We start from the raw sequence: 14,269 nt of genomic DNA, 5'->3' as shown, positions 1-14,269 counted from the left end.
GCAGACATGACTCAAATTAATATAGTTGACGCCAAACAGGCCACAGATGCATTAGTCTATAGTTCACTGATTGACGAACTTGCCAAAGGCTTTGCGGCAGGCTGTGTTTGCCCTGAGCGGCACCACCATACAATTGAAAATGTGAGCGAAGCAGATTCTACATTATTATTGATGCCGGCATGGGACTATGCGCAAGTAGGCAGACGCTACCTAGGTATAAAACTTGTCACTGTTTGCCCGGGAAATAACACTCGTAATCTCCCGGGACTGACCTCAACCTATATTCTATGTGATGCGGATACGGGTCAGCAGCTGGCATTCATTGATGGCAACACCATCACTGCACGACGGACAGTCGCCACTTCTGCACTCGGTGCCCGTTTCCTATCACGGGAAAATTCGCGCAAGTTGCTGCTGATCGGTTCCGGAAAAGTTGCCAGTCTGGTTCCTGATGCCTATAGGGCCGTCCGTCCGATTAAGGAAGTTGCTGTATGGGATATTAATCCTGTCAGCGCAGAGCAGCTTGTGAAAAGCCTGAATGCTAGTGGCTTCAGCGCACATTTGGTCGATGACCTTGAGCGTGAAGCTACCAACGCAGATATTATCAGTGCGGCGACACTGGCTACAGACCCTATAATTCATGGTGAATGGTTGTCAAAAGGCACACATGTCGATCTGATCGGCGGTTTCACACCGGCAATGCGTGAAGCCGATGATACTGTAATGATACGCGCGGCGGTCTACATTGATACACCGGAAGCATTAAAAGAAGCCGGAGATCTAGTAGAGCCTATCCAAAAAGGCGTTATTGCTAAACAAAATATTCTTGGAACACTGCGCGAGCTGTGTCGTCATGAATGTGAGGGACGAACATCTGACGATCAGATAACAGTCTTCAAGGCGGTGGGTTCTTCGTTAGCAGATTTGGTTGCTGCACGCATGATTTATGAAAAACTGGGAGAGTAAATGGTTTTCTGAAACATGTGATAATAAATATAATATACATAGGAATGAAGCTTCACTGGCCTGTTATCTTGTGTGCTAAAGCGCTTCATTCCTAGTAACAAGATCACTAATATTCGCTTTAAAATTAAACAGCAAGAACCTATATGCAAGAAAAAAAACAGCTCATTGCCGTTCCTCAAAAACTGATTATAGCCTTACGCGCCGTAGTCGGGAAGAAGCATATTCTAACCTCATCGCGTGCCACTGAACGCTACCGTAAAGGCTTTAGGAGTGGCGAGGGTGAGGCGACGGCGGTGGTGTTTCCGGCACGTCTTATTGAGTTATGGCGAACATTGCAGGCTTGTGTAGACCACAATGCAATCATTATTGTTCAGGCTTCAAATACAGGCCTGACGGAAGGCTCAACACCCAGCGGCTATGATTATGACCGCCCTGTTGTGATCATCAGCACGTTACGCATGGATCGTATTGATGTTATCAATGACGGCAGGCAGGTTATCAGCCTGCCGGGCGCGACATTATTTAAGCTAGAAAAGCTTTTAAAACCGTGGAACCGTCAGCCCCATTCTGTGATCGGCTCATCCTGTATCGGTGCTTCGATTATCGGCGGTATCAGCAATAATTCGGGGGGGGCGCTGATTAAGCGTGGCCCCGCTTATACTGAACTGGCACTCTACGCCCAGCTTAATGAGCACGGCATTCTCCATCTTGTTAATGATCTAGGCATAGATCTCGGTAGCACGCCGGAGGAAATACTGTCTCGGCTTGATAAAGGTGATTACACACCTGATGACATCAAGAATGACAGTAGCGCGATTGCTCATGATAATGAATATGCTGCTCGTGTACGCAAAATTGAGGAAAAGAGTCCCGCGCGCTTCAATGCCGATCCGCGTCGCTTAAAAAATGCTTCGGGATGCGCTGGAAAACTAGCTGTTTTTGCCGTGCGTCTAGACACATTCGCACCAGAAGGTGAAGAGCAAACCTTCTATATTGGCACCAATGACACGAAGGTTCTGACCGAGATTCGCAGGCATATTTTACAGGACTTCAAAGACCTGCCGGTTGCCGGTGAATATATGCATCGTGTAGCTTTTGCCGTGACGCGCATTTATGGTAAAGATACATTTGTGATGATCGAGAAGTTCGGCACTGAATTTATGCCGCGCTTTTTCAACCTCAAAGGACGGATTGACTCATTCACCAAACGTCTGCCGTTTTTGCCCTCAGCCCTCACAGATCGTATTATGCAAAAGCTAATGCATTTTTTACCGGAAGTGCTACCGCAGCGGCTGCTTCAGTTTCATGACAAATATGAGCATCATTTGATGCTGAAAATGTCAGGCAGCGGTGTAAAAGAGGCGCAAGAATATTTAAGCGCTCTGTTCAGAACGCCAGAAAATGAGGAAAATGGCTCTTGGTTTACCTGTACAGCCGAAGAAGGAAGGAAAGCGTTTCTCCATAGGTTTGCTGCTGCCGGAGCTGCTATCCGCTATGCAATTATCCATGATAGCCAAACCGAAGATATGGTAGCTTTGGACATTGCACTTCCGCGTAATACACAGGACTGGTATGAGCTGCTGCCAGAAAATCTGGATAAACAATGCCTGTTAAAACTCTATTATGGGCATTTCTTCTGTCATGTCTTCCATCAGGATTATGTGGTGGCAAAGGGCTGCAATGTGACCCGATTCAAGCATGATCTGTTGGCGCAGCTTTCTTCTCGCGGCGCTGAGTATCCAGCTGAGCATAATGTTGGACATGTGTATCAAGCCAAGCCCGAGCAGGCTGTATTTTATCAACAGCTCGACCCGACTAATAGTTTCAATCCCGGTATCGGCAAAGCATCCAAATTCAAATTTTATGGCTGTAAATGTGATGATTGTTAAATAATATCCAATTGGCGGGGTTTGATTATGCCCTATATTCGTAGAATATTATTTCACTTTGATTTGCTTTCGTCAAAACGCTCATTAAAAAACTTACCTAAATAGGCAGTTAAGTGGTCAATTCGGCGGCAAGTTTAAGCTGTATGGCCTGCTCTATTAGTAAAGTATTTTAGCCACCAGAAACTTTACGACGGAGCCTTACCATGAAATTCTGTCGCAAAGTTTTGAGTAGGTTATAAACGGCCTTGTTTTCGGGCACAGTTATGCTGCGAGTTGCGCAAAGATTTGAAATGGTGAACGGTTATCGTTGGCTAATTAGTTCTTACGGAACATGTAAGCTACTTCGATCCCTGTTATGGTTTCTGAGGCGGAATGGAACGCTTTGAAGCCCATCATTGGTTTGGTGATCCGTTTGATAAAGCGATGGTCTTGCTCAAGGATGATGTTGAGATATTTGATCTGCCGGATTTCAATCATCTGGCTCGTGCCAGTGATATTTAATAATATTATTTACAGACTGCACACCTGCCAAATTAGCCCCGCTTTTATAAATGACAATCTTATTCGGAACACCCTTGCTTGCGACGGGTTTTTAAAGAAACGCCGTACAGCGGCTATGTTTCGCCGTTCAGAGAGCATGAAGTCAAGCGTTTGTCCTCACAATCAACCGCCCGATACAGATAAGACCATTATCCTTTAATTTTTATATAGGTCCATTAACACGCCATGAGCCAAAGGTTGGTCGTTTACGCCTTTGTGCTTAAGCAACAATTTGCGGTGAATATCGAACAACCCACCGCTTCAATGTGGCGTGATCATTCTCTACGCCCCGCTAAGTCATTATTCCCTAAAGATCACGATAGGAAACTGAATAGCGCATGTAAAAGAAAACAGCATACAGGATGACGCTTTTGGGAAAATGGAGCCCTTTGAAAACAACCGTCATCCGCTGCCTCCTCGCTCTGTTACATATGCAAAGGGTGCTATAGCTCAGAAAAAATAAAAGTTTGTTACAAAACTTTTTAGCGTCAGTTAGCGACGACATTAGAAGAGGCTGAAAGGGAGCGTTATCGATTAGGCTTGGATTAAACGGTAGGCGGAGCCACCACCCAGATTACCTCACATGTGACACCTCCTATCGACCAGAAACGGACCATCGTGGACGCAGGAAAAGCGAAGCTATCACCTGTTTCAACCGTAAAAGTCGAACCGTCCAAATCGAGGCCTAATGTTCCGGCTAATACGATCCCACATTTACCGCCTTCGGCATTGCAATATGGCTCTCCCGAGCTCGTTCCCGGAGCAATAACAAAACGAAGCATTTGGATCTTTTGCTGGTTGTCTGGTGTGAGAAGCTCTTTAACGAGCGCTCCATCTTCATAAGTTAACGAACGCCGTGCGTTGCGGAGAACAATATATGTTGAAGCTGGAGAGCGTATTTCGCCGTCACGATGAAATAACCAGTTAACTGGCATATCCATAGCAATACACACTGCTCTGAGGGTCTTGATTGAAGGTACGGCTAACCCACGCTCGACCTGGCTAAGCATGCCAACTGATATATTTGCTGCCTCAGCGACCTGGCGAAGTGACATGCCACGTATCTGCCTTCTATGGCGCAGCATTTCTCCAACCAGTTCTGCATCATCCGGTGGTTTAATCGCCGATGAAGTGTTCACAAATACCCCTCCAAGTTCAGTGGCTTGAGTATAAACATATATAAAAAAGTTTTCTAGTATTAAAATTTTCTTGACATAATTTTAATACAACTACAATTTATGTAGTGTGTGAAGGCCCGTTCTTGATGGAGGGCTGGAGGACGCACATGGGAGGACTTATTATGCAAGCTAAGCTTATCGGAGCAGTCGCTCTGGCTATGATCATGACTGCGGCTAGTAGCGCAAGCGCACGTGATCTCGTTATTGCGGGTTGGGGGGGAAACTATCAGGACGCCCAGCGCGACGCCTATTTCAAACCATTTACCGAAGAAACCGGACAGAAATTTATTGAAACCACCTATTTGGGTGGTTTGGCCGAAATCAAAGCCATGGTGGACACGGGCAATGCGACCTGGGATTTCCTCATCATGGGCGGCTCGGAACTACAGTTGGCCTGCGATGAAGGACTGCTGGAGCCACTCGACTGGGATGCGATTGGTGGTCGTGAAGATCTCTTGCCAGGCGCTGCATCCGATTGCGGTGTGGGCAATGTCGTTATTGGCAATGGCTACTCCTACAACACAGAAGTTTTTCCTGTGGGTCCAAAAGATTGGGCTGATTTCTTTGATCGTGAGAAGTTCCCCGGCAAACGCGCTGTACGAAACAATCCGCTGTTCAACCTGGAATATGCTTTGATCGCGGACGGTGTCCCTGTCGACCAGATCTATGATATATTAGGAACACCAGAGGGTGTGGACCGTGCTTTCGCCCAGTGGGACAAAATCAAGGATTTGTTGCAGTACTGGGAGTCTGGTGCGCAGCCTGTAGAATGGCTTGCGTCCAAAAATGTCGCCTTGGCTACAGGGTATAATGGGCGTGTAGTGATGGCTCAGGCCGAAGGCCAGCCTCTGGAATTTGTATGGCGCAATCATATTGTGAATATGGATGCGTGGGGCATGGTTAAGGGTTCACCACATAAAGAACACCTGACCAAATTTATCCAAGTTGTAAATGATCCGATTAATCAGGCGAAGTTCTCTGAACATATGCCTTATGGTCCTTCGAATACGAAAAGCGCAGACTTAATCCCGGTAGATATTCTCAAAGGACTGCCTGCCGGAGAGAATATTAAAAGCGCGGCATTTCTGTCTGACGAGTTCTGGATCGATAATCTCGATGAACTCCGCATGCGTTGGGACCGTTGGTCCACACAATAATTAAAGCGGGAATACAGTCCCGACGGTGAACCCGTCGGGCATCTCCGGAGATAGTTCCATGAGTACGGCCACCCGAAAACCGGGCGGGGCGAGACTGGCTGCCTTTGCCTTGCTCGTCATCCCGCTAATGACCTATTTATTCCTTTATCTGGCGCCACTTGGTTCAACAATCGCTTTGAGCGTTGAGAATGGTCAGCTTGGAGAAAGTCTTGTCGAGTTTCGTGCAGCGGATCATCAAGATCGCGAAGCGCAGACGCGCGCTTTGCTAAACGATATGCACAAAATGGATTCAGGAAAGCAAGCAACTGCCGCTCGCGAGTTAAATCAGGAACTTTCCGGTTTTAGGTCGCTTTTTTTGAACACTGCTCGCAAATCAACTGAGATTGATCCGAGCACTGAAGGCTTAATTGCATTCGACAAACGTTGGACGGATGACAAATATTGGAACACGTTAGAAGCGAATGCTTCAGCGCTGACCACCCGGCATTATCAGCAGGTGATGGGCCTTGTTGTGGATGGAGACGGAAATATCGCGGCCAAAGGCGACGATATTTACCTGCAGATCATGCTCCGCACACTCGTGATAGCAGCGCAAGTGACAGCACTGACGTTGCTGATTGGCTATCCGCTTGCCTATGCCATTGCAAATGCACCACCGCGTTTTGCAGCTCTTGTGCTTGTCATGGTGTTGATGAGTTTCTGGATTTCCATTCTTGTTCGCACCACTGCCTGGGTCGTTTTGTTGCAGACCAATGGCTTGCTGAACAGTTTTCTGATAGCCGCCGGGATTATTTCACAGCCGCTGCAATTGATTTTTAACCGCTTCGGTGCCGTGATTTCAATGACGCATGTGCTGTTGCCGTTCGCTGTCATTCCGATGATGAATGTGATGCGCACGATCCCAAAATCACAAACTGATGCATCACAGAGCCTTGGCGCGGGACCCGTCGAAAGCTTTTTACGGGTCTATTTCCCACAAACACTTCGCGGTGTTTTTGTGGGGGGAGGAACTGTCTTCATTCTTGCACTGGGCTTTTATATCACGCCAGCGCTCACTGGCGGACCTGGTGACCAGATGGTTGCATTTTACATTGCCGATTTCATCAAAAGATCGCTGAATTGGGGCATGGCTTCAGCTCTCTCTACAATCCTTCTAACGATGGTCCTGATTATAGCGGGGTTGATTGGTGCGATACGTTGGCTCTCATCGGCTCGCAAAGGGAGGATTGCGTGATGTCTCGTTTGATCTTCTGGATTACGACAAGTTTTGCACTTCTGTTTCTTGCAGTGCCGCTCCTTTTGGTGCTTCCCCTCGCCTTCAATGACAGCTCATTCCTCAACTATCCAATGGAGGGGTTTTCTCTTCGCTGGTTTGAAGAAGCGTTGATTTCAGGTCGCTGGCCGCATTATTTTTTCAACAGTCTTAAAGTCGCTTTCGGTGCGATGATTGTTGGACTGCTCATTGGTGGGCTTGCGGCAACCGGGGTCATGTTGACCGGGCGTTTTATGCAGATAGTGCTCTCCGCACTGTTCGTCTCGCCACTTGTTGTTCCATCGATCGTGCTCGGTGTGGCCTTCACCTATTCCTATAGCCGTATCGGGTTGGCTGGAAACTATTTCGGACTGGTGATCGCACATGCGGTGCTGGGCGTTCCACTAGTTTTCCTCTCCATTATGACCTCGCTACGCGGATTGGATCCCGATCTTGATCTGGCAGCGGCATCACTTGGTGCATCCCGCGCCCATCGCTTTTGGCATGTAACACTGCCACTTGCGACGCCGGGTTTTTTGGCGGGAGGCTTATTGGCCTTCATCACCTCTTTTGACGAAGTTGTCGTTGCTCTGTTTTTGGCTTCGCCAGAATCGACCACGCTCCCGGTCGCACTTTTTTCCGGCTTGCGTGACAGGTTGGATCCTACAGTCGTCGTTGTAGCATTGCTGTTATCTGTACTCAGTCTTGCGCTTTTGTGGCTCTTGTCCCGCTTGCAGCATCTAGGCGGGCACACAAGCGCATAAACGTGTAAATGTTGGAGAACCAAATGGCATTCATCGAGATCAGCAATATTGAGAAGCATTATGGAACGTTTAAAGCGCTAACCAACGTTTCTCTGAGCGTTCCAAAAGGAAGCTTTATCACATTGCTGGGGCCATCAGGCTCCGGCAAAACCACCTTGCTGAAAATTCTCGCTGGCTTTGAGGGCGTTTCCAGTGGTCGCGTGCTTCTGGATGGACGGGATGTAACAATGCTCAAGCCCGAAAAGCGCAATTTTGGTGTTGTATTTCAGGGTTATGCGCTGTTTCCGCATATGAGCGTTTATGACAATGTTGCCTATCCACTCAAGGTCCGGCGAAAAAGTTCAGCGGAGATCAGAGAAAAGGTGGAGCGCATTCTTTCCCTCGTGCAGCTGGATAAATTTGCGCGACGCAAACCCAGTGAGCTTTCCGGAGGACAGCAGCAGCGCGTAGCGCTTGCTCGTGCGCTGGTGTTCGAGCCGGATCTGCTTTTGCTCGATGAGCCAATGTCAGCGCTGGACAAAAAGCTGCGGATCGATTTGCAGGAAGAGCTACGCAATATCCACCAGCAGCTTGGAACCACCTTTATCAACGTTACGCACGATCAGGAAGAAGCTATGCATATGTCTGATGGCATTGCCGTTATGAATCAGGGGAGGATTGAGCAATTTGGTACCGCACACGAACTCTATCGCAAGCCACAATCGCGTTTTGTCGCTGACTTTATTGGCAAATCAAACATGATCAGTGGCCAGCTTGAGACAAATCGTGCGGGAGCGCTTTTCTCAAGCAAGAGCTTTAAGCTCTCCATCAGTTGTGATCAGATTGAAGGCAAGTCAGACGGCAAAGCGGACCTGTTCATTCGCCCAGAAAATATCCTGCTTACCCCCGGTAATGTTTCTCAGCTGCAGAGCGATGTGGTTCTGGCAGGTGAGGTTGTCTCCGCAACCTATTCGGGAGACCGCGCCCTTTATCTTTTGAAAACAGCAGATGGCCGAAACATTCAGGCCTACGGCAATGCTCGTGATGGCGCATTGCAACCCGGCGCTCCAATAACGCTCGCATTCGATGGGAAAGACTGCATTCTTCTTACTTAGAAAGACTATTATGACAAAGTTAAGTCACATGAATATCAACCAGTTAGGTGAAGGCGTAGCTGGTTCTCCTAAGCCTGGATTTGAACTTGAAGGCGCCCCGCAATTCACCAACTGGTCCTTGCTGGATGAAGGACTTTCAACTGGTATATGGCAGGCAACGCCGGGGCATCACAAAGTCATTCGTGATCAGTCAATTATCGAAGCATTCCTTATTCTCGAAGGTGAAATTGAACTTTTTGAAGAGGGGCAGGATCTGCCACGGCGTTTTGGAGCTGGTGATCTCGTTGTGATTCATCCTGGGTTCAAAGGAAGCTGGCGCACCCAGACAACTGTGCGAAAGCTCTATTGCACCGTTGTAAACAAGAACTCCGAAAACTGACACTCACCAATTCGTTCTGAAAGAGGTTTACGATGAAAACGACGCCGTTCTGGTGGGAAGAGGTCGCGCCTGCACATGGCAATAGCGTGTTTGATCGAACGGATTATTCAGTCTTGATAATCGGTTCCGGTTATGGGGGACTTTCAGCAGCGATTACGCTTGCTGAAAGTGGCGTCAAGGATATCGTTGTTGTTGACGCGATGCGGATTGGCGAAGGCGCGAGCTCACGCAATGGTGGGCAAATCGGCAATGGGCCCAAGTTTTCCCTTGCAGAAGCAAGCCGCCGATTTGGCGAAAAGCGCGCTCGGGAAATCATGGATGACTATGCACAATCCATGAATTTTATGATCAGTCGGGCAAATAGCCTAGGTGAGAATATTGATTTAAATCTATCTGGTGGCATCACCGCAGCCCACAGTCGTAAGGATCTGGAAAAACTGCGCCAGATGTGTCGCGCATTTCCATTGGAAAAGCAGAAAGACTATGAAATCGTTTCTGAGCAGGATATTCACAGTATCCTTAAAACCGATATTTACCGTGGAGCGATGATCCGTCACGGACATGGCACAATCCATCCGGGCAAATATGTTCGCGCTCTCGCTAACAAAGCGCGAAGTCTGGGGGTGGAAATTGTCACCGGCTGGCGGTTTGATGGTTCGTCTGTTCAAGGGAATGGCCATAAAGCCCGTCTAATCAATATTCAGGAACGCAACAGCGTGGAAATTCGCGCGGATAAGATCCTGATTGCAGTTAATGGTTATGTGGACCGCGCATTTCCCTGGCTGCAAAAGCGTACAATCCCTGTGCAGAGCTATATGATTGCCACGGAAGAAATGCCCTTTGATCTGCTGGAAAAACTGATCCCGCACAATCGCGCGGTGGGTGATACCAAGCATGTGCTTTATTATTTCCGCCGTTCTCCAGATGGCAAACGCATCCTATTCGGTGGCCGTGCACGTTTCCGCAAGTCCACTGAAGTGGAAGGGGCAGAAGGCTTGCGTCGGTTCATGGAGCAGACATTCCCTGAAACACGCGGCGTTCACCTCTCACATGCTTGGCATGGCAATGTATGTTTTGCTTATGATTTCTGTTCGCACGGCGGGCAGATGGATAATGGCATTTATTATATTTCATGCTGCAATGGTGGTGGAATTTCCAACCAGACATGGATGGGTCATCGCATTGCGGAACATATACTTGAACTACCCGGCGCAGATCGCGGCGTGATTGGAAATCATTTTCCACGCCTTTATTTTTACAATGGCAATCCGTGGTTTCTGCCTATAGTTGGTAGCTGGTATCGCTTCCTCGATAAGGCAGCGCACTGGAAAGAATGACCCATGTAAATCGGCCCGAGGCTGCTGTCTCCCTCAGCAGTCCTCGCATAGCGGCGCAGGGCACCGGCATTCTGGTAATGGTTCTGGCTATGTCGCTAGTGCCAATGATCGATGTACAGGCCAAACTCCTTCTGTTAGGCGGTATATCCGCCTTTCAGGTTGTCTTTCTTCGCATGCTTTGTGGTAGCCTCCTTCTTGCGCCGATTATGCTTTTAAAACGTCGTAACGAGTTGCTGCCCCCTCAGGGCACCATAAGTGTGTTGCTATTGGGTGGGCTCAATGTTGCGGCAGGCTTTTTGTTTTTTCAGGCCCTGAAATACATTCCGATCGCCGACGCTGTGGCAATCAGTTTTGTTCAGCCATTATTCGTGGTTTTGCTCTCGCACTTCATTTTAAGAGAACATGTCGGGCCGTCGCGCCGGGCAGCACTCGTTGTGGGCTTTGCTGCATCAATCTTGATCATCCGACCCGGCCTAACAGGTGTTGATCCCGGAGGATTACTGGCTCTCGCATCCGGGTTTGCAATGGCCTGTTACGCCATTCTTGTGAAGGCTTCTGTCGGTGGACTGCGGCGTGTTTCTCCGGTTACTCTGACCTTTCAGACCCATTTTGTGGGCTTTCTACTTGCGATCCCCCTTATGATGATAAGCTGGGAAACCATCACCATAAATCAATGGTTAATGGCATTCAGTATGGCAGGTTTCGGCCTTGCCGGACAATACTTGATCATCAAGGCATACCAGCTGTCTGATGCGTCACTAGTTGCGCCTTTTGTTTATCTCGAGATTGTGACCTCTACGGTTTTCAGCTGGCTAATTTTCCATGACATGCCAGATGCGATAACTTTCGTAGGTGTAGCAATACTGATTATCAGTTCGCTGTTTCTCATTCGTCGTAGGAGCAACTAAAGTTCGATCAGCATTATAGCGTGTTAGTTGAAAACAACGAAATGGAAAAAAGTGCGCTGGCTGAAGTGGTCTTGCAAAACTGGACAGCTTGCTAAGATGTACCCGCCATTACGGACTGGATACGCAAATGACGACAAGACGAAACTTTTCAGACAAGTTTAAAGCCAGTGTGGCGCTCGAAGTACTGCGCGGCGACAAGACTGTTCATAAGATTGCCACCAAGCACAAAATTCATCCTTTTTACTATTTAATGATAATATTTTGAACCACGGATATTGGTGTGCAGCGGTAATGACTTGTCGGGATCTGTGGCAAAACCCGCTTTATCAAGACCGGATTTGAGAATGGATTTTACTGAGGAATAAGAGAGGGCATTGATAATCAGAGCCCTCTCACAAGCTGATTCCAACCGCTATGGTTTATAGCGGCGTGCAAGCGATAAGATGCCCATAGCTGAGCGATAGGCCTGTTCGGGATGACGCCGCTCACTCAGCATGCGCTCCACCAGAAGAGCTGTATTGGGGCCAATCTGAGTTACCTGCCTGATCAAGCTCGCCGACGTTATGTTCGCGTGATGGCGATGAGATTGAGGTATGTGTTCGTTGATTGTGACATGGCCACAGCGCTGAGATCGACGGATATGACTTGCAACACGCTGATAATTATAGAAAATCTCAGCTATACGCTTTGTGAGCCGGATGCTGGCACGTTGGCCGATTAAGTTATGCGGAACTGAATAGCCCCTAGTTTATTAGACACTCTTCGTCTTCAGTTTGTGGTTCTGTTCAAAGTGTGCTGGTGACAGCATACCATTTCTAACATGTTTGCGCTGCGGGTTATAAAACATCTCAATGTAATCAAATACGTCTTGTCTTGCTTCAGCTCGTGTTTTGTATGTTTTGCGTCGAACGCGCTCTCGCTTCAGCAGGTTAAAAAAGCTCTCAGCTACAGCATTATCGTGACAATTCCCGCGGCGGCTCATGCTGTGCTCAAGATTATGTTGTTTTAGGAATAAAGCCCAGTCCATACTTGTAAACTGGGAGCCCTGATCTGAATGTATCATTACCCGCTCTTTTGGCTTTCGTCGCCACACGGCCATCAACAAAGCCTGTAAGACCAAGTCTGTGGTTTGGCGCGATTGCATTGACCACCCGACGACGCGTCGAGAAAACAGGTCGATGACGATAGAGGGTTTGCCACCATATTTACCGGAGCGGCACTTATAACCAATCTGAGCCTTGATCCCTGCCAGCTTGGCCAGTCTCGCCACACGGCTTGAAAAGCAGATCTCACCATGATCTCGTAGATCATCGTGTAACTTGCGATATCCGTAGACCTTACCGCTGTCATGCCAAGCATCATTGATCAGTGCTATCTGCCGGATATCTTCATTTGCAGGGTAACTTAATGGCTGCCTCATCCATGCATAAAATCCGCTTGGATGGACACAAAGCATACGACACATGGCACGCACATTGAATAGAACACGATGCGCCTTGATAAACGCGTACTTAATTTTGCTTGCCTAACGAAGTACGCCGTGGCTTTTTTAGTATGTCACGCTCCTCGGTGACACGAGCAAGCTCTTTCTTCAAGCGCCTGATCTCGACACATCCTGCGCAGCAGCTTTCTCAGGGGCGTTGTAACGCTTCATCCAGCTATAAAGTGAATGTGTGCTTACGCCCAAGCGAAGCGAAGCGAAACATCTGCTACGGAATAGCCGCGCTCAGTAATCTGTTTAATAGCATCAAGCTTGAATTCGTCGGTGAAATTAGCTTTACCCATCGCAAGCTCCTTGCCTCTTTTTTAAGTCACAAGGTGTCTACAAATCTAGGAGCTATTCACTAATACAAACCATTGAATTAGTAAGAAATCCGCCGCCCTGCTCATAACTTCGCTTATGCGGTCAGCAAACACTTTCTTGATTCAGCCACATTTACGGCTCGAGTGCATAAGTCTTCCATATAAAATGCTTTTAGCTAATTTCAGGAAAGATAGACTTTTGCTCCAATGATCCAATTTTATGATAACGCGCACATCCTGTAGTGCCATCAAAATCTACAACTAACTTAACTGACAGCGATTGCGCTAAACTATCCTGCAGATTGCATATCATTACTCCGGATAGTGAAAGGCAACCTTTCGATTTTCCGGGTAAAAATGCAGTATTAAATTTCTCGTTGGATTGAACTGATCGATAGCACCACGCATCCTGTTCAGGATAATTATAAAAAGTATCTGCGATAGCTCTTGTGATAGAATATCTTCCTTCTTCGCCCTGTGAGACAAATATTGAAAATTCATCTTCCATAAATGAATAAAACAAATTTGAACGAGGGTCATGAATTTTACTTGGTTGGCGAGGCCCACCAATAATAGAAAAATTTATCGGTCGCTTAGCTTTATAAACAATAATTGCGATATGTTTGTTAAATCTAGCTCGCGCCTCATTGATTGCTAATTGAGGATCATCTGCACAACAATACAAAATGCTTTGTCCACATGCATTTAATCGTCCCTGCTGCTTTACGACATGAGCAGGCGGCTCCCAAGCATCCCCAACCTGACTCATCGTGCGCAAGGGAAGCAAAGTATCATCATCAGGTATAGCTCTTGCGCGATAAAATGTTGTCCCAGCTTTATAATTATGAAGTGCAGTATCAAAGGAATAACTTTCCCCAAATAAATTTGAAACTTCACTTACGCATTCACCATCAGGAATGCCTTCAACTGCGCGCTCACGAAAGGCATCAATTCTGTCAACCATCGTTTTGAAATCAATATTTGAAAAGATCAATTAGCAAC

The 14,269-nt window shown here is 47.5% G+C and carries 12 protein-coding genes and 3 pseudogenes; 10 read left to right on the top strand and 5 right to left on the bottom strand.

What is annotated here, in order from left to right; all coding sequences use genetic code 11:
- Positions 1–6 precede the first annotated feature (6 nt).
- Together MP213Fo_RS09235 and dld are read left to right on the top strand one after the other, a co-directional pair.
- Positions 7–966, top strand: coding sequence for an ornithine cyclodeaminase family protein (locus tag MP213Fo_RS09235; RefSeq protein ID WP_421088744.1), 960 nt, complete (start codon positions 7–9; stop codon positions 964–966).
- A gap of 143 nt (positions 967–1,109) precedes the next feature.
- A complete protein-coding gene (gene dld / locus MP213Fo_RS09230) occupies positions 1,110–2,855 on the top strand; it encodes a D-lactate dehydrogenase (RefSeq protein ID WP_421088743.1) in 1,746 nt (581 codons plus the stop codon).
- A 315-nt stretch (positions 2,856–3,170) separates the two neighbouring features.
- Here the strand turns inward: dld and MP213Fo_RS09225 are convergent.
- Together MP213Fo_RS09225 and MP213Fo_RS09220 are read right to left on the bottom strand one after the other, a co-directional pair.
- Positions 3,171–3,801 (bottom strand): annotated as a pseudogene (locus tag MP213Fo_RS09225) (IS6 family transposase).
- A gap of 139 nt (positions 3,802–3,940) precedes the next feature.
- Entirely contained in the window at positions 3,941–4,534 is a 594-nt protein-coding gene (locus MP213Fo_RS09220; protein WP_421088742.1) for a helix-turn-helix domain-containing protein, read from the bottom strand.
- Positions 4,535–4,680: 146 nt separating this feature from the next.
- Here MP213Fo_RS09220 and MP213Fo_RS09215 point away from each other — a divergent pair, with 146 nt between their 5' ends.
- The 8 genes from MP213Fo_RS09215 to MP213Fo_RS09180 all read left to right on the top strand — a co-directional run bounded on the left by MP213Fo_RS09215 (position 4,681) and on the right by MP213Fo_RS09180 (position 11,729).
- A complete protein-coding gene (locus MP213Fo_RS09215; RefSeq protein ID WP_421088741.1) occupies positions 4,681–5,730 on the top strand; it encodes an ABC transporter substrate-binding protein in 1,050 nt (349 codons plus the stop codon).
- A gap of 58 nt (positions 5,731–5,788) precedes the next feature.
- Complete coding sequence (locus MP213Fo_RS09210; RefSeq protein ID WP_421088740.1) at positions 5,789–6,964, top strand: ABC transporter permease; 1,176 nt, start codon at positions 5,789–5,791, stop codon at positions 6,962–6,964.
- A complete protein-coding gene (locus tag MP213Fo_RS09205; RefSeq protein WP_421088739.1) occupies positions 6,964–7,746 on the top strand; it encodes an ABC transporter permease in 783 nt (260 codons plus the stop codon). Before MP213Fo_RS09210 ends, MP213Fo_RS09205 begins: the two co-directional genes overlap by 1 nt.
- A gap of 23 nt (positions 7,747–7,769) precedes the next feature.
- Positions 7,770–8,840 (top strand): ABC transporter ATP-binding protein, encoded by a 1,071-nt coding sequence (locus MP213Fo_RS09200; RefSeq protein ID WP_421088738.1) that lies wholly within the window; start codon positions 7,770–7,772, stop codon positions 8,838–8,840.
- 28 nt (positions 8,841–8,868) lie between these two features.
- A complete protein-coding gene (locus MP213Fo_RS09195) occupies positions 8,869–9,219 on the top strand; it encodes a cupin domain-containing protein (RefSeq protein ID WP_421088737.1) in 351 nt (116 codons plus the stop codon).
- A gap of 32 nt (positions 9,220–9,251) precedes the next feature.
- Positions 9,252–10,556, top strand: coding sequence for an NAD(P)/FAD-dependent oxidoreductase (locus MP213Fo_RS09190; RefSeq protein WP_421088736.1), 1,305 nt, complete (start codon positions 9,252–9,254; stop codon positions 10,554–10,556).
- Positions 10,553–11,464, top strand: a complete 912-nt coding sequence (locus MP213Fo_RS09185; protein ID WP_421088735.1) for a DMT family transporter — start codon at positions 10,553–10,555, stop codon at positions 11,462–11,464. Before MP213Fo_RS09190 ends, MP213Fo_RS09185 begins: the two co-directional genes overlap by 4 nt.
- A 127-nt stretch (positions 11,465–11,591) precedes the next feature.
- On the top strand, positions 11,592–11,729 hold the full coding sequence (locus MP213Fo_RS09180; protein ID WP_421088734.1) for a transposase: 138 nt from the start codon (positions 11,592–11,594) through the stop codon (positions 11,727–11,729).
- Here the strand turns inward: MP213Fo_RS09180 and MP213Fo_RS09175 are convergent.
- The 3 genes and pseudogenes from MP213Fo_RS09175 to MP213Fo_RS09165 form a co-directional block, all read right to left on the bottom strand.
- Positions 11,712–12,203 (bottom strand): annotated as a pseudogene (locus tag MP213Fo_RS09175) (Mu transposase domain-containing protein); the annotation flags it as partial. The gene MP213Fo_RS09180 and the pseudogene MP213Fo_RS09175 sit on opposite strands and share 18 nt — an antisense overlap.
- A 12-nt stretch (positions 12,204–12,215) precedes the next feature.
- Positions 12,216–13,249 (bottom strand): annotated as a pseudogene (locus MP213Fo_RS09170) (IS3 family transposase).
- A 190-nt stretch (positions 13,250–13,439) separates the two neighbouring features.
- Positions 13,440–14,261, bottom strand: coding sequence for an RES domain-containing protein (locus tag MP213Fo_RS09165; RefSeq protein ID WP_421088733.1), 822 nt, complete (start codon positions 14,259–14,261; stop codon positions 13,440–13,442).
- Positions 14,262–14,269: the final 8 nt, after the last annotated feature.

It is taken from the genome of Pseudochrobactrum mosebachae, from assembly GCF_048914685.1.
Classification (GTDB): domain Bacteria; phylum Pseudomonadota; class Alphaproteobacteria; order Rhizobiales; family Rhizobiaceae; genus Pseudochrobactrum.
Note: the sequence above shows the minus strand (reverse complement) of the source record. Positions and strands in the feature narration are given on the sequence as shown.